We start from the raw sequence: 18,865 nt of genomic DNA, 5'->3' as shown, positions 1-18,865 counted from the left end.
TCCGGCCTAGCCTTCCCTCCAGGGCGCGAAATGCGAGAGGGAACGATCGATGGATACGACGACGCTGGCGGCCTTCCTGGCGGTGGACCTGCTCCTGGTGTTCACCCCCGGCGCGGACTGGGCCTTCGCGATCTCCGCCGGACTTCGGGAACGCTCGGTCGTCCCGGCCGTAACAGGCTTGATCGCCGGACACGCGGCCTACGCCCTGGTGGCCGTCGCGGGCCTGGCAGTGATCGTGGCGAGCTCCCCGGCGCTGCTCACCGCCCTGACCATGGTGGGCGCCGGCTACCTGCTGTGGCTGGGCTGGGGCGTTCTGAGGCAGCCGGCCGTACCGGCGGCCGCTGGGGAGAGCTCGGACGCCTCCCGCGTACAGGTCATGCTCAAGGGGGCTGGGATCAGCGGCCTGAACCCGAAGGCGCTACTGCTGTACTTCGCGCTGTTCCCTCAGTTCATAGACTCCACCGACGGCTGGCCGGTCGCCGCGCAGGCCGGGCTGCTCAGCATGCTGCACCTGACCGCGTGCGCTGCGGTCTACCTCGCCGTCGGCGTCCTGGCCCGGACGGTCCTGAAGTCCCGGCCCTCGGCCGCCCGTGTCGTCACGCGCATCAGCGGTGCCATGATGATCGCCATCGGCGCCTTCCTGTTGGTGGAACGCCTGGCTGGATGAGGAACCCGTCGCGCTCCACCCGGCACTGGTCCGCAGGAGAGCATGTACGTGGAAGACCCCGTCGCTCTGGCGCAGTCGTCACGGAAGCACGGTCAGAATCCTGAACCCGATCCGAACCGCTGATGAGGCCGCCGCGTGGTGTGCCGAGGCAATCATGGTCAGTTGCGGTTAGGCCTGGAGCAGCCTCCAGCCGTTCCCGCTTCTCACCAACGTCTCCAGCCCTGTTCTGTTGGCAGCGCTGCCAACACCCACTGGCATTCGGCAGCCAGCCACCCGTTGATCACGCCGCGATCAGGCCCTCAGGCACATATTCGGGCACCGTGCCGAGCAGCGCGTCGATGGCCGCGCGGCCCTTGCCGCCGGCCTCCGGCATGAAGTGGGCGTAGTGGTCGAGGGTGATGGTCGGACTTGAGTGACCGAGCCACCGGGCCAGCGTGACGATGGACTCGCCCGCTTCGAGGAGCACCGAGGCGTAGGTGTGCCGGAGCACGTGGAAGCCGTCCTTACGGGAGGCCTTCCACCGAGCCCCCTCCTCCCGCACTGGAATGACTCCGGCCGCGGCGAGGGCCGGCTTCCAGGCCTCGTCGTTGAAGATGTTGGCGCGGATGGCGTTGCCGTACGTCGTCGTGAGGACGAGCGGGAAGCTCTGCTTCTCCCGGTCGGGTTCCGGTCCGCCCCAGGGGAGCTCGACGTCGACCGCCGGATGGTCGAGGAAGTACGCGGCCAATTCCGTGGCCACCGACCGGGGCATGTCGACGATGCGCGTCTTGCCACCCTTGGGCAGGGCGAAGTAGAGGCGCCCAGAGAGGAGTTGCACCTGCCTGCGCACCCGGACGACACCGCGTTCGAAGTCGATGTCCCTCGGCGACAGCCCGAACACCTCTCCCTGGCGCAGCCCACACCCCACCGCGACGACGACCGCGATCCGGTAGCGAGGATTGATCACGTCCCGCACCCGCTGCGCCGTTGCCAGCGGCCACGCGTCACGATCCTCGTCGGGGGCCTTCGGCCAACGCACCGTCTTGGCCCGCATCGGGTTACGGACGAGGCGCTTGTCGTCGATCGCGGTCTCGAAGATGTTCGACAGCGAGGCGAGGATCTGCCGGGCGTACCGCGGAGAGCACTCGCCTTCGAGCGTGGCTATGTAGCCGCGCAGGACGGTCGCCGACACGTCGCGCAGCGCCACCGCACCGAGGTGCGGAAGGATGTGGAGTCGTACACGCTCGTCAACTCGTTTGACCGTGCCGGGCGCGCCACGAACGCCGACGCGCCAGTGGCGCGTGACGAAGTCCGTCAAGGTGATGGAGCCGTCGCGCGGGTCGACGAACTCGCCTCGTTCGCTGTCGGTGCCGGACCGCCGGAGCCACCCCTTGGCGTCCTCCAGTACGTCGAACGACATGTCCCGGACGCCCGGGATTCCAGCGACACGATATCGGGACCCCTTGCCGTAACGGGTCGTACGCTCACGCTTCCCGGTGACGGGGTCCTTCTTCTTTTTGATCCAACGGTCTTCGATATAGCCAGCCAAAGAATTCCTCGGGGTAAGGGGTGGACGTAGGGCGGGCGGTAAGGCCGGGCGGTCAGGCTGTGGCCGGATACCCGGCGCGGCACTGCGGGGCGACATTCACCGGACTTAGGGAGGTATTACTGCGGGAGTCCGCCTGCTCCTGTTCCCGGATCCACTCATCAAGCGTTTCGATCCGGTACATCACACGTCCGCTCCGCCCCATCCGAAAACTCGGCGGACCTTGGCGACGGTGCCGCCACACGTAAAGGGTGCAGGGCGACAGCCCCAGGTATTCGGCAGCTTCACGCACCTTCAGAAAGCCCCTCCCTAGCGGCGACACACGGGGAGACATAGGGGCATTCGCCAGCGATTCACTGTCACAAGCAACACTTCGCACGTATCGAACCTTCGGGGTCTTCCGTCGACAACCTGCGGCGACGGACATCGGGCATGACGAGCCCGCCCCCGCTTGCTGTCAGGCAGGTGGAGCGGACTACTTCTATGTTCTGGAGAATCCCCGGTTTGGCTGACCGGGGATCGTCGGGTATAAGCCGGGGCGGCGTCACCGCGTACCCACCCCGGACCCCTACGTCGCGGGCTGGAGCAAGGCGAGTGGGGAGACACCGAGGGCGGCCGCAATGGCGACGAGGTCATCCATGTCGCAGCGCCGGCGGGTGCGTTCGATGCGGGACAGCATGGTGTTGGTCATGGGGTGGCCGAGCTCGGTGACACGGGCAGCGAGCTCGCGCTGGGCGAACCCGCGCGAGGTGCGCAGGCGCTCGATGGCACCGGCGGTCCGTTCTCCGGCGGGACCGATTTCCGTAGCTCTTCGGGGCATGCGTCTGTTGTAGCTCGGGTTCCCGGGTTCACGTAATCGCGGAAGCCCAGACATGGGACTTTGGGGCCCGTTTCGCGGAGAACGAACTGGCGATTCCCGCATAGGCAGCCATTGCGGAACTACGACACATCTCGAACCACAGAGGTACGCACACCATCAGCGGCTCCCGGCGGCGGAAACATAGATCGCCTCACCTACCCCGGTCAACGGCTTTCGGGGTGCGATCTTCGCCGCTCTCCCTACGCCGTCGACTTTTTGGTCAACCGGGGATTCGCCCTTACTGTGAAGACGTTCGCGATCAGCGATGCGCTCTGACGCTTTTCCAGTGCTGATTCGCTGGACTTGCGCGGGCTGGGTGTGGCTGTCTTGGCTAAGCACCCCTGACAAAGGAATCGGCTCCCGGCGTTGCAGCGCCGAGAGCCGAGGGGAGCCCCTTGTCCAAACCGCCCACTCCTGAACGGATCTGAGGAACGTCTATGCCCCACAGTACGGCCGAAGCAGCCGTCCGCACACCCGCGCCCACCCCGGCGTCGCCGTCCCAGCAGCAGGCGAAGGCGGGGCGATAGGCATGGCACGCATCCGCACCATCAAGCCGGAAGCCTTCAGCTCCGAATCGCTGGCCGCTGTCAGCATCACCGCGGAGCGGACGTTCTTCGGCCTGCTCACCCAGGCCGACGACCACGGCCGGTTCCGTGACCAGTCCGCCGTCATCGCGGGCCTCTTGTGGTCCCTGCGCCCCGAACACGGCCCGATCGAGGTCGAGGACGACCTCACCCAGCTCGCCGGCAATGAACTCATCTGCCGGTACGAGGGCGAGGACGGCAAGCGGTACCTGCACATCGTGACCTTCTCCAAGCACCAGAAGGTCAACCGCCCCAGCGGTGTCCGGCACCCGAACTGCCCCTACCACGACGGCGGCCGGGTACCCCTGACTTCACCGCTGGCGCAGGGAGGGCTCCGTGAGGCATCCGTGCACCATCAGGCGCCCGTCCCGGAACTCGCACCCGCACCTCCTGCCACGTCACTGATCCCCGTATCCGCAGGTCAGGATGGATTCAGTGAGCCCTCCGTGCAGCATCAGGGGGAGGTGCGGGAGCCTGCGCCGAGTCCTCACGGTCCGGATCTAGGACCTAGGATCATGGATCTAGGATCTCCGTTGGGAGGCGCGAGCACCCCCGCCACACCCCAGACCGCAACGGCCCAGCAACTGGTCGCCGAGTACGCCGCCGCGTGCGGGAAGCGCCCTCCGGAGAAAGTCCTGGGCCACGTCGGCCGGGAGATCAGCAAGCTGCTGCACGAAGGCATCGACCCGGACCACATCCGAGCCGGAGTCGACCGCATGCGCCTGAAGAGCCTCTACCCGAGCCTGCTGCCCAGCCTGGTCAACGAGGCCATGAACCCGCCCCAGGCCACTGCTGGCGCCCGCAGAGCCCCTCAGCCATACACCAACCCCGTTGACGCCGAGGCCGCTTACGGAGGCCAGCTGTGACCACCGCGACCCGCGAACCCCAGCGTGCTGGCACCCTGGCAGCCCGTCTCCAGGCCATTCTCGCTGCCAAGGGCATCGACCCCGACACCGCACCCGCCGGGCCCACGGTGGAGCCGGTGACCGCCCTGGAACTCGCCGACCGCCGCATCCCGCCCCGCTACCGCGAGGCACTCGCCACCCAACCCGAAGTCCTGGGCTGGGTGGAGGCGGTCACCCGCGCCGGGCGAAACGGGCCGGCCGGTACCCGGGGCATCGCCTACGGCCCCTCGCTGCTGATCGCCGGAACCACCGGCATCGGCAAGACACATCAGGCCTACGGAGCCGTCCGCTCGCTGCTGGCCGTCGGAGTACGCCTGCGCTGGCAGGCGGTCACCTCCGCCGACCTCTACGCCCAGCTCCGGCCCCGGCCCAACCACGACCCCGAGCGGGAGATCCAAGAGCTCGGCCGGTGCCCGCTGCTGATCCTGGACGACCTCGGCGCGGCCAAGCAGTCCGAGTGGACCGAGGAGCTGACGTACCGGCTGATCAACCGCCGCTACACCGAGATGCTCCCGACCCTGATCACCACCAACCTGCCGATCGCGGAACTCCGCAACGCAGTCGGGGACCGCGTCGCCTCCCGCCTGGCAGAGATGACCACCCGCGTCATCCTCACCGGCCCGGACCGCCGACGCGCCCAGCCATCGGGCTCCTGACCACCTCGGTCCCCACCCAGGTCGGTCCCCATCATCGTGGGGCCCGAACCACTGACCTGAGCCGTTCGGGGACCCGTCCCCATCCCCGTCCCCGTCCCCATCCCCGTCCCCGTCCCCATCCCCGTCCCCATCCCCGTCCCCGTCCCCATCCCCGTCCCCGTCCCCATCCCCGTCCCCATCCCCGTCCCCGGTCCCGTCCCCGTCCCGGTCGCGGTCCCCAACCCGGTCCCGGTCCCCGCCTGACAGCGGCCTCCCCCCAGGAGGGGACCGACAGCAGTCGATCGGGGACCGTCCCTGATTGCGCTGCGCGCGCCGGGCACCACGGGGACCGGTCCCCAACTCTGTTTCCGCAGGTCACCCCCGCCTGACATCCCCCGACTCAGTGGGGACCGTCCCCACGGTCCCCACCATCCGGGACCGCCCTGCGGCGGTTCGGGGACCGCCAGGTCACCACGTCGGGGACCGTCCCCACCCACCACTACGGGGACTGAGACGGGACCGGTCCCCCACGCCCCTGCCGCTGGGGACCGAGCGCCTCCCCGAAACGGGGACCGTCCCCACCCGGTCCCCGGACAGCACCGGCAGCGTCTCGCGTCACGAGCGAGCGGTCCCCAACCGGTCAACCCCGCCCAACAGCCCCTTCACACGACCAGCCTCTACCGCTTCAAGGACACGCATGCAGAACCCACCGCACGACCGTCCCAGCCACGACGAGCACATGCCCTCGCTTCCAGCCTCAGGAGGAGCAAGTTGCACCCAGAGCATTGCTCCCGTCGGGAGCAATGCTCTGGGCTCCCCCGCCCCAGGGGTGGCGGGAGCGGACCGGCACCAGGGGGTGCCGGCCCTTCGGGACGCGGCCGGACCGCACCACGAATCGGAGGGACAGCACACCTGCCACACCCCCCGCTGCACGCACACCGCCCCAACGACATCGCACGTGCGCCAGCGTGAACGCCTGCTCGCCGAGAAGAAGCGCGTGCACCAGCCCAGCTGCCGCATGAACGACGATGAATTCCAGCTCCTCACCCACGCCGCGTCTGCCTGCCACATGAGCATCGCCGGCTTCCTCGCCCACTGTGCGCTAAAGGCCGCACGCCACCTCGAACACACCGAAGCCGAGATCGCCACCCATCGGGAGATGGCCAGAGAGCTGTTCGCGCTGCGCAGGGCCCTCGGCCAGATCGGCAACAACCTCAACCAGGTCGCCACCGTCCTGAACTCCGGCGCCGACGCTCCGCACGCCAAGGCGGTCCTCGACGCCGTCCAGCGGACCGCCGAGCGCGTGGAGGACTTCACCCAGCGCTACTTGGAGACGGAGACTCCCGCCGGATGATCCCCCGCGTCCACAAGATGGGCACCCGTACCATCGGCCTGATCCGCTACCTCTACGGCCCCGGCACCCACGAGGAACACACCGACCCGCACCTCGTGGCGGCCTGGGACAGCCTCGTCCCCGACCCCGGACGCAACCCGAAAGCCACTTACGCGGACCTGCAAAGGCTCCTCGACCAGCCCGTCGAAGCCCTTCCCAAGTCACGGCGCCCCACCGAGCACGTGTGGCACCTGTCCGTACGTGCCGCGCCCGAGGACCCGATCCTCACCGACGAACAGTGGGGCGACATCGCCCGCCGCATGGTCGCCGCCACCGGCATAGCCCCCGAGAGAGCGACACCGCCGCCTGCCGCTGGGCAGCCGTCCGCCACGCCGACGACCACATCCACATCATCGCCACCACCGTCCGCGAAGACGGCCGCCGGCCCCGCCGCCACAACGAAGCCAAACGCTCCCAGGCCGAAGCCCGTCTCATCGAGGCCTACTACGGCCTGCGCCGCCTCAACACCGGTGACGGAACCGCAGCCCAGCGCCCCACCAGCGCCGAACGCCACAAAGCCGACCGCCACCAGCGGGAACGCACCCCGAGGGAGGAACTGCGCGAGAGCGTCCGACGCGCAGCGGCCGGTGCCCGGAGCGAGGAGGAGTTCTTCGACCGTCTCACCCATGCCGGTCTCCTCGTAAAGCGGCGCGTGGCACCGTCCGGGGACCTCCTCGGCTACACCGTGGCCCTGCCCGACGACCGCAACAAGAACGGCGAACCCATCTTCTACTCGGGATCCAAGCTCGCCCCCGACCTCTCCCTGCCCCGCATCCGCGAACGCTGGACCCAACCGGCAGAGCCCTCCTCGGACGAGGGCGTCTCACCGGAGCAGCCCATTCTCCCGCCGGTGACCGGCCCGGCGTACGCCCGCCGCCGCGCCACCGCAGCTACCTGGCAGTCACTGCTGCTCATCGATCACGGCGACGACGGCACGGCAGCAGCCAAGATCGCCGCTGCCGGCGAGGTCCTCGACGCGCTCGCCGACACCTCCGCCGCCCACACCCGACGCGAACTCCGGGATGCAGCCTTCGCGTTCGAGCGGGCCTCGCGCTCCCACGTCCGCGCCGTACGCGGGCACGACCACGCCCTGCGCCAGGCCGCGCACGACCTCGCCCACAGCGGACCAGCCCTCGGCCGCGGAGAGGACGGCGCCACCACCGCCATGCTCATCGACACCGCGTTCTTCCTCGTCACCGCGGCGGCGAAGTGGCACGCCAAGAAGCACCACGCCCAGCAAGCCGAGGCCGCCCACCAAGCCGCCGAACACCTGCGCGCCGCCTACGAGATCGCGGCCGCCCAGCCGATGTCCGTGCTCCACCAGCGAGGCCGCTCCCTGCCACTGCAGCGACGACAGGCAGTCGTCCTACGCCAGGCGCTGCCCGAGATTGCCGAACAAGTTCTGGCCGAGCCGGGCTGGCCCGCCCTGGCGGCCACACTCGCCGATACCCAGGCCGCAGGCCACAACCCAGCCCACCTCCTCGCAGAAGCCACGCGGCACCGGGAGCTGGACAGCGCCACCTCCGTCAGCGACGTCCTCGTCTGGCGTCTCCGCCGTCTCGCGCACCTGCCTGCCGATCCTGCAGCATCACTCCCCCGGCACGCGGCGACCACACAACCAGCTCTGAAGGCCGCGAACAACGCCTCCCGCCGGCGCTGACGCCAGGACGTGTCCGTCCCTACATAGCCGACGATCCCCAGTCAGCCAAACCGGGGTTTCTCCGGAGCATTGAAAACATCACCACCGACCCCACCCCGTAAGGAACCCCCGCATGCCCGAAACCGAACTGCGCATCGAAATCATCGCCCTGCTGTTGGACGCGGACTTCAAGCTCCGACCCGACACCAACACCTGGTCCCACAGTGACGGGCGCCCCTTCACACGGGCCGAACAGGCCACCGCCTTCCAGGCCACGCGCGCCGAACTCGAAGCCATGGCAGCACTGAGCACCCGCAACGCCGCGGCCGTCCTCGAACAGGACAACGCCGTGGAGGCCCTCACCGAGCTCGTGCTCTCGTACTTCGCCCGGCACCCCGAAGCCCGCATGGTCATGCACGTACTCCCGCACATGACCGAGGAAGACCGCGCCGAGTACGAACGCCTGTGCGCCATAGCCGCTCCGGACGGCCGCAGGGACCTCCCCTACGAGGACTGACAGGCCCCGGAACAGCACCCTGCGCCCGGGCGCCCCCGGCCGCCGGGCAGCAGCATTCCCCGCGTGAGAATCCGCCAAGCTCTACCCCACCGGGAGTCGCAAGATCAGTGGCGGGCGTCGCCTGCCGCGAGCAACGGAGCCAGGAGGTCGACAGCTTCCTCCCAGCAGAAGCGGTCGGCGCCGCCACCGGACTTCGGGCGGTGAGGCTCGTAGCTGCCGACCAGAACACCCATCTCGCGCAGCTCTGCAAGGCTCCGCTGGTACGCGCGATGGGCCGCGAGGGCGGTGTTCACGTAGGGCAGGACAGCGGTGGGGATGCCCATGCCCGGAGATTCGCAGAGGATGCCGAGGGCGAGGTTGTCCGCGAAGCCGGCCGCCCACTTGTTGACCGTGTTGAAGGTGGCCGGGGCTACAGCGACCGCATCGGCGGGTGGGAAGGACCGTGCGTCGCCGGGCGCGCGCCAGGCGGAGCGGACGGGGTAACCGGTCCGCTCCTCGATCGCGGCGACGTCGAGGAAGGGAAGCCCCTGCGGGGTGGCGACGACGCCGATGTCCCAGCTCCGCTCGTGCGCGGCGTCAATCAGCTTCCCGACGTCGCCCGCGATCCCGGCCGCACAGACGACGACGTACAGGAAGGGCTTGCGCTGCGGATCGGTCACGCGGGTACTCCCAGTCGGCGGCTGAAGTGGTGGAGCACTGGCAGCGTACGCCGACGGTCGCGCGCTGCCATGTCGGCGACCAGGTCCCGGACGGCGGGCCGCCGTACATCCTGGGCGGCGCAGGTCTCGGCGATCCGCAGGGCCAGGTAGCCGGAGGCGAGGCGGCCCTGCTGTGCCTAGGCGCGGGCGGCTTCGACCCACAGGGCGGCTCGGCTTTCGGGTACCGGGATGTGGCGAAGCGTGAGCGGGCGTGCGGTGTCGCTGCGTTGCCCAGGCCGCCAGCCACGACTCGGCCATCCTCCTCGCCGAAGCCACCCAGCATCGGGAGCTGGACAGCACCACGTCCATCAGCGATGTACCAGTCTGGCCTCGCCCGGCACCCCGAAGCCCGCATGGTCATGGACGTACTCCCGCCCATGACCGAGGAAGACCGCGCCGAGTACGAGCGCCTGTGTGCCATACGCTCCGGATGGCGGCATTCATCTCGCCTACGAGGACTGACAGGCCCCACTGAGCAACACCGTGCGACCGGTGGCCAGGAACCCTCCCGGCCACCGATCCTTTCCGGTGCTTGCGGCTGCCGCCAAGGCCAGGAAAAACTGCTTGGCGACCGGGCGACCGGAGCCGCACAGGACCACCCCGTTCAACCACATCTTCCGCTTCCTCTCTGCCTCTGGTCAGCAGATGGTCCGCGAGCACGCCACTGTCTTGAGGCGGCCGCCGCTCAGCGAGCAGGCTGTTCCCGCAAATGGGACAAGACCTCTGCGACCGACAGGTCGTAGTGGTCCTTGTCTCCTTCCCAGCGGGCCATGACCGCGACCGCCGCTTCGGCCATATCTACAGGCAACCCGGCGGTGCGGAGCGTTTCGGCGATGTCCTCCATCTCCGGAGCCCAGCGCCAGGCGCGTGCGGCCACGCTGGGAAGGTATCCAGGGTCGGAGAGGATGTTGGACGCCATCACCTGCGCCTCGGCCGTGAGCTCGTCGCCGACGCCATGAGCGTCGGCCAGCGCGTGGGCCACGCCGGCGAGAGTTCGGGCGGCCTTCTGGTAGCTGGCGAATGCCATCTTCAGCGCGGAGGCTGAGCCGACGCTGCCGCTCGTGCGGCGGACGTGCAATGCGGTGTCCTTGAACACGGGCTGCACCGTGTCCACAGCCTGGGCTTCGCCGGCGAGGTAGAGGCGAGCAGCCCGCTGGCCACCGGGCGGCGGGCCGAAGATCGCACCGTCCAGGACCATGGCGCCCGGCCTGATCTCCTCCGCGATTCGCTGCATTCGCTTGGGGTTGATCGCGTTGGCGTCCACGTACACCCCGGCGAAGGCGTGGCCGGCGACCGTGGTCGCCACGTCTTCGGCGGCCTGCGGAGGACAGATCGACAGGACGATCTCACTCCGTTCCAGCGCTTCGTCGAGCGAGTCACACGCGGTGGCGCCGACTTCCTTCGCGCGTCGGTGCGTCGCGTCGCTGCGGCCTTCCGGCACCCACAGCACCTCGTGACCTGCCTTGACGGCCTGGGCGGCGACGGCCGCGCCCATGGCGCCGGGGTGCAAGAGGGTCACGGTCGTCACTGGCTGCCTCCTGGCGGGAGCTGAGCGGGCATGCGTTCCTGATGAGCAATGATCACCTCACGAAGGCCGATCGCGGCAGGTGATCCGGCCCCGGGGTGCAGCGCGAGCTGACGACTGAACTGGCCGATCCGGCGGTCGACGCTCTCGGTGCGGCGCCGGGCGCTGACCCCGAGGACGGCGTGGATCTGGGTCGCCGCCCCGTCGATGTCTCCTCGGCCCAGCCGAGCCATGGCCAGGTCCATGCGGGCCAGGGACATCTCGCCGAGTCTCTGCTGCTCCGGCGGCGCTGACTGGAACATCTCCACAGCTTCGTCGGCGCGAGCCTCGGCATCGCTGAGGTGTTGGGTGCCTGCCAGCCAGAGGTGCGTGCTGCTGGAGTAGAAGAGTTGCTTCTCGACGGGGAAGGCCATCATCCCGCCTGGCAGTTCGTCCCCCTCGGCGAGACGCTCTCGCAGGTGGTCGGCGGCGCTGAGGGCCGCCAGGGCATCGCTGCCCCTGCTGAGCTGGCCGTAGGCGCGTGCCTTGATGCTCTCCAGCCGGATCTGCGCCGTGCCGGACTCCGGGGTGAACGCGCTTCCGGAGTCCGCAAGGCGTACAGCGTCTACGGGGCGACCGTCCCAGTACGCGATCAGGGCCTGGAGTCCGCGTACCCAGGAGCGCAGTCCGTTGTGCCCCGCGAGTTCGCCGAACAGGAAGGCGGTACGGGCTTGTGTCTCGGCCGCGTCGTAGCGGCCCAGGTCGAAACTGGCGTTCGCCAGAACGCCGCACAGGACGCCGGCGCCCACGTAGAGGTCGGAGGTGTACCGCGGTGGCTGACGTCCTTCGAGAAGTTCGAAGGCGCGGTCTCGGAGGGCACGGACCTCGCGGAACAGGGGCCCGACGGGCCGGTTGGGGTACGTCATGACGAGGCGGCGGATGTCAGCTTCCAGCTGCTCCAGCGTGTGCGGTCCCACGTTGCTGCTCTCTGCCTTGGCCGCGAACTGCGCCGACTCATTCGCCGCCGCCATGACCACGTCTTCAAGGCCGTACTCGGATGGATCCACTGCATCTCGGTCGTCAGCCGCTGGGTAATGTGGGGAGGGGCCCGGCTTGGACTCCGCAGGCCCGAGGAGTCGGGTGGCCGGGATGCCCGAAAACATGAACTCCAGGACGCGGCGGGCGACGGTCTGCGGGGTCCGGACCTCGCCATGCGCGTATCGGAAGAACTGCCGCTTCTCGATCGTCGCGGTCGAGATCGAGAGCGGTCCCTCCAACTCCGCTAATTGCTTGGCCGCCTGCTCGTAGCGCCGCTTGAAGACCTGGTAGTCCTGCCAGCCCCGCTGGTTGATCAGAGTCTGGAAGAGGGTCGGTCCTGATGGCTCCACAGCCGCTCCCTCATGCCGGGGTTCCTTGTCCGACATCCACGCTAGACATCAACAGCCCCCGATCGAAGATCTGTTGTCCAGAAAATCCAGGTGGACGGTGAATAGACATCGGTTAGGCATGAAAGGGCCGCGTTCGGCGTCGTTCAGGGCCTCGTTCAGGCGGGAGCCGCCGGGAACACTTCGTCTTCGCCCCGGCAAGACAGCGCCCTGCGAGGCCGAGTCACCGCCGTGGTTACGCAAGTCAGGTAGCCCAGGAGGCCCACTCATGGCAGCGCACCACCAGCTCGCGTTCACCGTCGCCCGAACGGCAGCCGCCGCCCAGCAGGCACGACACCGCGTCGTGGCCGGCATTCACTCCTGGGGCATAGGGATCGACGGGGAGGCCCTAGACGGAATCGAGCTGGCGGCTGGTGAGCTGATCACCAACGCTGTGCGTCACACCGCGTCGGGTCCGGTCACCGTCAGCGTTAGTCAGGAGGGGCCGGTGCTTGTGGTCGAAGTGCACGACGCGGCGAAGGTGCTGCCGCACCCGGAACCCTTGAGCGGGAGCGCCGAGTCTGGGCGCGGTCTGTATCTCGTATCCGTGCTCGCCGACCGCCACGGTGCCGATCTGACGGCGACGGGCAAGCGTTGCTGGGCGGAGTTCGATCTGCCCAGCAGCGCGGGTGATCGACCGACAGATCAGGACAGCCGTCGTGATCGGCGTCTGCTCCACGACCATACCGGCGACGTGGCTGATCGGGCGGTGACGAGGGTTCGTACACCGGCAGCTGGAGCGCCATCGCACACCCGAACGGGGGCCTGGCGCCGGACTGCAGCCCCGACAGCATGGCGGCCCTTTACGGGCCAGTCCATCGACTGAATAGCGCTGATTTGACAGCAAGTTGGGGGCCTAGACTCGTGGGCTTCCCCGGGACACCGACTATCGCAGTCGACCACGGGACAAGCAGTCCCCGGCCCTCTACCGGGCCGGCCCACGAATCAGCTCCTGTACCAAGTGGAGGTTGTTGCTATGCCCGAGAAGGTCACGAAGGAAAAGGTCCTCGTCTACGTCGTGCGCGACGGGCGCCTGCTGGTGTTCCGCCACACCGACTACTCCTACGAGGAGGTTGGCATCCAGGTGCCCGCAGGCAGCATCCGTCCCGGTGAGACCCCGGAGGCCGCCGCTCTGCGCGAGGCCCGCGAGGAGACCGGCCTGTCGGACTTCAAGATCGTCCGCAAGCTCGGCGAGACCGAGTACGACATCAGCCCGTACCGATTCGAGATCCAGCACCGGCACGTCTTCTACCTGGAGCTCACCGAGCCGACCCCGGAGCGGTGGATGAGCCAAGAGGACCACGACGGCGAGCAGGAGCCGACTCACTTCGAGTGCTTCTGGATGCCGCTGGAGGCCGCACACATTCTCCAGTCCGGCCAGGGCGCCCTGCTGGGGCGTCTGTCCGACTAGCCAGGCATCCGGTCACGGCAGCATAGGAGGGGGCAGCCGATGAACCACAGCACAGAACAGCGCCACACGATCAACAGGCTCTACCGGAACCTGGACGCCGATGACACCGGCACCGCGGTGTCGGTCATCGTCAAGACGCGCGGCGAGACGTGCGACATCGACTGCCTCTACTGCTACGAGAAGCGCAAGGAGGCGCCTGGGGGCGCCAGGGTCAGCGCCGACCAGATCAGGCGCCTGGCCGACATCTTCAAGGGCCGCAAGCTCGCCGTCGAACTCCACGGCGGCGAGCCCCTGACTGCGGGACGGGAGCACATCGGCGAGATCCTCGCGGAGCTCGCCGACCTGCCGCAGGTCGTCCGTGTCAGCCTGCAGACCAACGGTGTCCTGCTCGACGGCGGGTGGCTCGACATGTTCGACACTCTCTGCCCTGGCCTCCGAATCGGTATCTCCCTCGACGGGGACGCCCAGGGCAACGCCTGGCGTGTTGGCTACGACGGCAAGCCCGTGTATCCGCGCGTCGCCGCCGCCCTGAACCTTCTCGCGGAGCAGGGCCGGAGCGTCGGTGTGATCGCCGCGGTGACCCCGGCGGTGCTGGACCGCGCCGAAGAGGTGCTGGACCACCTCGCCGGCTTCGGTTCGGTCAACGCGATCAGCTTCGTACCCTGCTTCGACTCCACGATCCGCCGCTCCACGGCCCTGCCGAGCAGGCGCAAGTCAGCCAGCCGACTGCTTCAGCAGGCTGCCGTGAACGCAGCCGATGGCCCGGCCTGGGCGATCCATCCTGACGAATACGCCCAGTTCGTCATTGCCGCCACCGCCTACTGGATCACCGCCGGACACTGCGCCCGTATCAAGCTGGAACCGGCCGTCTCCACGATCCGGCGATTACGGGGTCTGACGACAGGCTTCTGCCACTTCTCCGACCTCAAGTGCGACCACGTCTTCACCCTCTACCCCGATGGCCGCCTCGGGAGCTGCGACGAACTTCCCTGGCCCCAGGCCCGCCTCACCCAGCTGGAGTCCACGGCCGACGAGCACGAGGTGGTCCGCGCCCAGCAGGACTCCCTCCTCCTGGATCAGGGCAAAGCCCTGATGGACAGGTGCACGACCTGCGACTACCGCACCACCTGCGGCGGAGGGTGCATCGCCACCCGCTGGCGCCAGGACCCGACCAACGATCACGACGCGTACTGCGACTACCGCATGCGCATGATCGACGGCGTCGCCGCCCTGCTGGCCCAGCCGGCGCACCCCGCCGGCGCCTGGTGCCAGAGCCTGCGCTGGCGCCCGCGCACCCCGAACAGCATGCACGACGTGAACGCCTTCCTGAACCGCTGGGACACTCCCGACCTCGTCGGCAACGAAGTCAGGCTGCACACCAGTGAGCACGGCAATATCAACACTGTCGGCCTCGCCGGTATCCACGAGGCCGACGACCTGACCCCAGCCCACCCGATGTGGCGGGCCGCCATCGAACCCGGCGTCTGGCCGTTGGTCGACACGGTCACCCGAGCCTGGGGGCTCGTGACGTACGACAGCTGCCAGGGCCACCAGTACACCGGCACGGACCTGGCCCCAACGGGTCTACGCATCGGGCTCCTCCCCCGCGACCGCCAGGAGTACGCCCGCGCTGCTGCGGCCCTGTGCCGCGCTGCCACCTTCGCAACCGCCCTCTTCCCCGAGGGCATCGAGGTCAACGTCGGACGCTCGGAGCTCACCTGTGAGAACACGGGCACCACCACCCCGGTCCTCGACCTGAGCCTGGACCCCGGCTCCGGTCAGGGGTGGGACGGCTACTTTGCCCGCCTGGACGAGGCCACCGCTGTGTTGGCCGCAGCCCTCGATGCCGAGCGCCCCGAGGCCGAATCCGCGTGCGCCTGCCCGCTACCGGCGTCGCCGCAAGCCCCCGAGGGGGTGCTGCGATGAAGCCCGGCGACGCGGTCACCATTCACCAGCTCCTCGGACGCATCGCCTACTTCCACACCCTGTTCATCGAACCCGCCCTCACCTCCAGCGAGCAGCCCGGAGCGGGCGAGCCTTGCTGCAACCAAAAGGACACCGCGGGATCCGGACAGCCAGACGTCGGAACCGTGCTGGCGAGGACCGCTTGGGCAGTCCTCGACGAGATCGCAACCACCCTCGGCGAGCACCTCCGCCCATGCCCGGACTCCGACCACCGATGCTGCGCGGCCTGCCGCATCGCAGCCTCCGGCGCCGCCATCGCCCAGGCATGGGCAGTCACCGAACACCGCTCATACGGACTGCCACTGCCCCCGGACCCCCTCGTGTGGGCCTGCCGCACCACGGCCGCAACCCGTCTCGCCCTCGTCTTCACCCAGCAGCACGGGACCTCGTGCCGCACCCTGGCCCAGGCCGAGACACCTGCTGCTGACCTGCTGCCCGACAGCAGCGCCCTGCCGTTGACCGGAGAGCTCCTCGCCCTGTGGCGGGACCCGCTGGCTGCCACCCGTAGGCCGGTCGTCAGCTGGCTCAACCACTGCACGGACCTGAACGACATCCACCGCGTGCTCCAGCAAGGGGGAACCACGAAGTGATCCACATAGCCGAGACCGTCGGCGTCGGAAGCATCGAGAACTTCCTCAGCAACGCCGAGCGGACCCACCTCGCCAATCTGATGAACGACGTCCTGACCAACGGCGGCACCAGCCGCTTCGGTGACGAGCGCCGCACCTCCATCCACGAGATCCCCGGCCACAGCCCCGAACAAGCCATGGCCGTCTACGAGCCGGCCGGACGCGTCGAGATCCCCTCGATCCCCCAGGCCGCCGAGAAGCTCCTGGGCGACGCCTTCGAACGCGCTCGCCCGGAGCTCTCCCGCGTCATGCCCTCGATCACCATCTGCCGCCCGTGGACGTACGTCGAGTACGGCGTGGGCCAGCACATCACCTGCCACCTCGACGGCATCGCCCCCGACCCGCTCGCCTGGCCCCGCCAGATCGCCGGCATCAGCGTCGTGATCACCCAGGCCGACGCCGGGGGCGACTTCTACGTCGAGACCTCCTCCAGCGACCGGCTGTGGAACGGCAAGGCCCCCGATGCCGCATCGAACGGCTACGCGGAGGGCATGTGGCTGGCCCACGACGGCGCGGACAACTCCGCGACCTGGTTCCAGCAGATGCCCCGAACCCGCTGGAGCGTCGCCCCGGCGCCCGGTACCGCCCTGCTGTACGGCTCCCAGCTCGCGCACGGAACCCTCCCGGTCACCGCTGGCCGGGTCGCCAAGTTCATCAGCTGGCTCATCGCCGAGCCCACCGCGGCCGGGTGAGCGCGTGCTCCTGGCTTTGGAAGGCATAGCGGGCGCCGGAAAAAGCACCCTCCGCGACCAACTCCTGGCCACTGCCCACGCCGAGGGCATCCCCCTCAGCCACATCGGCCAGTGCTCCTGGCTCTCCCACTCGGCCACCCGCACCCTGATCCGCCTGCGGGCCGGCCACGGAGGGGACGAGCAGGAGGCCATCGAGGCCGCCACACAGGACTTGGCCCTGCACTCCCGCTTCAACATCGCCGTCGCCCTCACCGAGGGCCCGGTCCTCGCCGACCGGTTCACCCTCTCCACCGCCTGCCTGCTCGCCCTGCTCCACCAGCAGCCCGTCGACGCGTACGTCGAGCGCCTCGCCGAGCAAACCCAGGCCCGTCCGCAGCTGACCGTCCTGCTGACCACCGAGCCCGACATCTGCCACACCCGCATCACTCGACGCGCGACAGAACGCCGCTTCACCGAACACCCCGAGGCCGCCGCCCGGCTGGCCGACCTCTACAACGAGGCCGCCGACGCCTGGACCAAGGCCACTGGCCTTCCCGTGCTGAAGCACCCCTGCATGACCCATGCCGATCTCGAAGCCCTGGTCGACGCCTGCATGGAGGACCTCCGCTCGGCCGGCAGCCCCAAGAACAGGAAGCGAGCCGATGAACCTGCACCCGATGCATCCCGCAGCCTGGGTCCTTGATCAGCTCCGCACGGACGGGTGGCACATCAGCGACCTCCTCGCGTTCACGCGGGCCAGCACCCTGGTCAGAGCGAGCCGCCCCGGCAAGCAGGACGTCGTACTGAAGGCGGGCTTCGGCAGCAACCACGTCCTCGCCGACCTCGACCCCAGCCAGAAGCCGGCCGCGTACGGTTTCTATTGGTACGCGCAGATGACCGAGACCGAACGTGCCCTCACCCGTGAAGACTTTCACCATGAGGCGGAGCTGACCGCTGCCGCCGGAGGAACCGATCACGTCGTCCCGCTGCTGGAACAGGGCAGCTCGGAGCGGTTCGACTGGTACACCATGCCGCACTGCGACGGCAGGAACTTCCGGGCCTTCATGGCCTCGTCGAAAGACACCGGGAAGGGTCTCAGCATCCTCGCCGACGTCGCCGACGGCTTGGACAACCTGCACCAGCGTGGAATCGTCCACCGCGACGTCTACCAGGAGAACATCCTCATCGACCAGGGCCGGGGCCTGATCACCGACCTCGGAGCCGCCCGCCGCCTGTCCACCCCGCGCGGGCCTGAACACCGCGGCCCCGAGGTCCACTGGCCGCCGGAGTACCTCACTGGCTACCACGAGGCCACCCCGGCAGCCGACGTGTTCAGCCTCGCCGTCCTCATCTACCGCTACCTGTGCGCGGACATCCCCCGCCTCGCCGGCCGTACGAAACTCCCCCTCATCCTCGAGCCGCTGCGCAGCGTCGTCACCGGCGCTCTCTCCGACGCCGCGGGCGACCGCCCCGCCATGGACGACCTACACACCGCGCTCCGCACAGCGGCCGACCTCCACCAACGCTGATCGACGCGAGGGAGCCCCTCATGCCCAGGGCGAGAGCACCGCCGCGTACCGGGCGCCACAACACAGCAAGCGGAACAAGCCGAAGCCAACGAGACCGAAAGGCGGAACACCTCATGAACCAGGACCGCATCGCCGAATTCCTCGCCAACGTCGAGGACCTGCGCGGCGAGGACGAGACCGTCCGTACCACCGCCCACACCTCCAGCGTCTCGGCCGAGGGCTGGCCGGCGGCCAAGGCGGCGACCACCACCGCCTGAACCACAGCCGCCCGGCACGCTGAGCGCCGCCGGTGAACACACCTGGGGCCGGG

General features: G+C 69.0%; 19 protein-coding genes and 2 pseudogenes. 14 read left to right on the top strand and 7 right to left on the bottom strand.

Translation table 11 applies throughout. The features are described 5' to 3' along the window. Nucleotides 1–49: 49 nt before the first annotated feature. A complete protein-coding gene (locus OG429_RS30680) occupies nt 50–667 on the top strand; it encodes a LysE family translocator (protein ID WP_328928490.1) in 618 nt (205 codons plus the stop codon). A gap of 280 nt (nt 668–947) precedes the next feature. Here OG429_RS30680 and OG429_RS30675 read toward each other — a convergent pair whose 3' ends face one another. The 3 genes from OG429_RS30675 to OG429_RS30665 form a co-directional block, all read right to left on the bottom strand. After that, complete coding sequence (locus tag OG429_RS30675) at nt 948–2,195, bottom strand: tyrosine-type recombinase/integrase (RefSeq protein WP_328928489.1); 1,248 nt, start codon at nt 2,193–2,195, stop codon at nt 948–950. Between the two features lie 52 nt (nt 2,196–2,247). Further along, nucleotides 2,248–2,526 (bottom strand): helix-turn-helix transcriptional regulator, encoded by a 279-nt coding sequence (locus OG429_RS30670; protein ID WP_328928488.1) that lies wholly within the window; start codon nt 2,524–2,526, stop codon nt 2,248–2,250. A gap of 234 nt (nt 2,527–2,760) precedes the next feature. Continuing rightward, nucleotides 2,761–3,012, bottom strand: coding sequence for a helix-turn-helix domain-containing protein (locus tag OG429_RS30665; RefSeq protein WP_328928487.1), 252 nt, complete (start codon nt 3,010–3,012; stop codon nt 2,761–2,763). A 568-nt stretch (nt 3,013–3,580) separates the two neighbouring features. Here OG429_RS30665 and OG429_RS30660 point away from each other — a divergent pair. From OG429_RS30660 to OG429_RS30640, 5 genes and pseudogenes are all read left to right on the top strand, one after another. Then, a complete protein-coding gene (locus tag OG429_RS30660) occupies nt 3,581–4,501 on the top strand; it encodes a hypothetical protein (RefSeq protein ID WP_328928486.1) in 921 nt (306 codons plus the stop codon). Then, nucleotides 4,498–5,196, top strand: coding sequence for an ATP-binding protein (locus tag OG429_RS30655; protein WP_328928485.1), 699 nt, complete (start codon nt 4,498–4,500; stop codon nt 5,194–5,196). Before OG429_RS30660 ends, OG429_RS30655 begins: the two co-directional genes overlap by 4 nt. A 937-nt stretch (nt 5,197–6,133) precedes the next feature. Beyond that, nucleotides 6,134–6,529, top strand: a complete 396-nt coding sequence (locus tag OG429_RS30650) for a plasmid mobilization protein (protein ID WP_328928484.1) — start codon at nt 6,134–6,136, stop codon at nt 6,527–6,529. Then, nucleotides 6,526–8,228 (top strand): annotated as a pseudogene (locus tag OG429_RS30645) (relaxase/mobilization nuclease domain-containing protein). Before OG429_RS30650 ends, OG429_RS30645 begins: the two are co-directional and overlap by 4 nt. A 112-nt stretch (nt 8,229–8,340) precedes the next feature. Then, nucleotides 8,341–8,724: a hypothetical protein gene (locus OG429_RS30640; RefSeq protein WP_328928483.1), complete on the top strand. Its 384-nt coding sequence runs from the start codon at nt 8,341–8,343 to the stop codon at nt 8,722–8,724. 104 nt (nt 8,725–8,828) lie between these two features. Here the strand turns inward: OG429_RS30640 and OG429_RS30635 are convergent, their stop codons facing one another. From OG429_RS30635 to OG429_RS30620, 4 genes and pseudogenes are all read right to left on the bottom strand, one after another. Further along, complete coding sequence (locus OG429_RS30635; protein ID WP_328928482.1) at nt 8,829–9,383, bottom strand: flavoprotein; 555 nt, start codon at nt 9,381–9,383, stop codon at nt 8,829–8,831. Further along, a pseudogene (locus OG429_RS30630) lies at nt 9,380–9,643 on the bottom strand (helix-turn-helix domain-containing protein); the annotation flags it as partial. The gene OG429_RS30635 and the pseudogene OG429_RS30630, both read right to left, overlap by 4 nt. 464 nt (nt 9,644–10,107) lie before the next feature. Continuing rightward, nucleotides 10,108–10,950 (bottom strand): NAD(P)-dependent oxidoreductase, encoded by an 843-nt coding sequence (locus tag OG429_RS30625; RefSeq protein ID WP_328928481.1) that lies wholly within the window; start codon nt 10,948–10,950, stop codon nt 10,108–10,110. Continuing rightward, the gene (locus OG429_RS30620; protein ID WP_328928480.1) at nt 10,947–12,314 is read right to left on the bottom strand and encodes a hypothetical protein; all 1,368 of its coding nucleotides are present in this window, start codon (nt 12,312–12,314) and stop codon (nt 10,947–10,949) included. Before OG429_RS30620 ends, OG429_RS30625 begins: the two co-directional genes overlap by 4 nt. A 265-nt stretch (nt 12,315–12,579) precedes the next feature. Here OG429_RS30620 and OG429_RS30615 point away from each other — a divergent pair, with 265 nt between their 5' ends. The 8 genes from OG429_RS30615 (at nt 12,580) to OG429_RS30580 (ending at nt 18,812) form a co-directional block, all read left to right on the top strand. Then, on the top strand, nt 12,580–13,176 hold the full coding sequence (locus OG429_RS30615) for an ATP-binding protein (RefSeq protein ID WP_328928479.1): 597 nt from the start codon (nt 12,580–12,582) through the stop codon (nt 13,174–13,176). Between the two features lie 150 nt (nt 13,177–13,326). Continuing rightward, complete coding sequence (locus tag OG429_RS30610) at nt 13,327–13,761, top strand: NUDIX hydrolase (protein ID WP_328928478.1); 435 nt, start codon at nt 13,327–13,329, stop codon at nt 13,759–13,761. 39 nt (nt 13,762–13,800) lie between these two features. Next, the gene (locus OG429_RS30605; RefSeq protein WP_328928477.1) at nt 13,801–15,687 is read left to right on the top strand and encodes a radical SAM/SPASM domain-containing protein; all 1,887 of its coding nucleotides are present in this window, start codon (nt 13,801–13,803) and stop codon (nt 15,685–15,687) included. Continuing rightward, complete coding sequence (locus tag OG429_RS30600; protein WP_328928476.1) at nt 15,684–16,316, top strand: hypothetical protein; 633 nt, start codon at nt 15,684–15,686, stop codon at nt 16,314–16,316. Before OG429_RS30605 ends, OG429_RS30600 begins: the two co-directional genes overlap by 4 nt. Further along, nucleotides 16,313–17,047, top strand: a complete 735-nt coding sequence (locus OG429_RS30595) for a hypothetical protein (protein ID WP_328928475.1) — start codon at nt 16,313–16,315, stop codon at nt 17,045–17,047. The genes OG429_RS30600 and OG429_RS30595 overlap by 4 nt, the downstream gene beginning before the upstream one ends. Nucleotides 17,048–17,051: 4 nt before the next feature. After that, nucleotides 17,052–17,729 carry a hypothetical protein gene (locus OG429_RS30590; RefSeq protein ID WP_328928474.1) on the top strand — a complete coding sequence of 226 codons (678 nt, stop codon included), beginning with the start codon at nt 17,052–17,054 and terminating at the stop codon, nt 17,727–17,729. Further along, entirely contained in the window at nt 17,704–18,555 is an 852-nt protein-coding gene (locus tag OG429_RS30585) for a protein kinase domain-containing protein (protein ID WP_328928473.1), read from the top strand. The genes OG429_RS30590 and OG429_RS30585 overlap by 26 nt, the downstream gene beginning before the upstream one ends. Nucleotides 18,556–18,668: 113 nt before the next feature. Further along, nucleotides 18,669–18,812, top strand: coding sequence for a hypothetical protein (locus OG429_RS30580; protein WP_328928472.1), 144 nt, complete (start codon nt 18,669–18,671; stop codon nt 18,810–18,812). Nucleotides 18,813–18,865: the final 53 nt, after the last annotated feature.

The organism is Streptomyces sp. NBC_00190, assembly GCF_036203305.1.
Lineage (GTDB): Bacteria > Actinomycetota > Actinomycetes > Streptomycetales > Streptomycetaceae > Streptomyces.
The sequence above is the reverse complement of the archived record's forward strand: the minus strand, read 5'-3'. Positions and strand labels throughout refer to the sequence as shown.

What these genes read in the sequence shown, in the direction of transcription:
- OG429_RS30680 (WP_328928490.1), top strand. Translation starts at nt 50, where the DNA reads ATGGATACGACGACGCTGGCGGCCTTCCTGGCGGTGGACCTGCTCCTG.
- OG429_RS30665 (WP_328928487.1), bottom strand. Translation starts at nt 3,012, where the DNA reads ATGCCCCGAAGAGCTACGGAAATCGGTCCCGCCGGAGAACGGACCGCC.
- OG429_RS30580 (WP_328928472.1), top strand. Translation starts at nt 18,669, where the DNA reads ATGAACCAGGACCGCATCGCCGAATTCCTCGCCAACGTCGAGGACCTG.
- OG429_RS30610 (WP_328928478.1), top strand. Translation starts at nt 13,327, where the DNA reads ATGCCCGAGAAGGTCACGAAGGAAAAGGTCCTCGTCTACGTCGTGCGC.
- OG429_RS30605 (WP_328928477.1), top strand. Translation starts at nt 13,801, where the DNA reads ATGAACCACAGCACAGAACAGCGCCACACGATCAACAGGCTCTACCGG.
- OG429_RS30640 (WP_328928483.1), top strand. Translation starts at nt 8,341, where the DNA reads ATGCCCGAAACCGAACTGCGCATCGAAATCATCGCCCTGCTGTTGGAC.
- OG429_RS30585 (WP_328928473.1), top strand. Translation starts at nt 17,704, where the DNA reads ATGCATCCCGCAGCCTGGGTCCTTGATCAGCTCCGCACGGACGGGTGG.
- OG429_RS30600 (WP_328928476.1), top strand. Translation starts at nt 15,684, where the DNA reads ATGAAGCCCGGCGACGCGGTCACCATTCACCAGCTCCTCGGACGCATC.
- OG429_RS30615 (WP_328928479.1), top strand. Translation starts at nt 12,580, where the DNA reads ATGGCAGCGCACCACCAGCTCGCGTTCACCGTCGCCCGAACGGCAGCC.
- OG429_RS30660 (WP_328928486.1), top strand. Translation starts at nt 3,581, where the DNA reads ATGGCACGCATCCGCACCATCAAGCCGGAAGCCTTCAGCTCCGAATCG.
- OG429_RS30670 (WP_328928488.1), bottom strand. Translation starts at nt 2,526, where the DNA reads ATGTCTCCCCGTGTGTCGCCGCTAGGGAGGGGCTTTCTGAAGGTGCGT.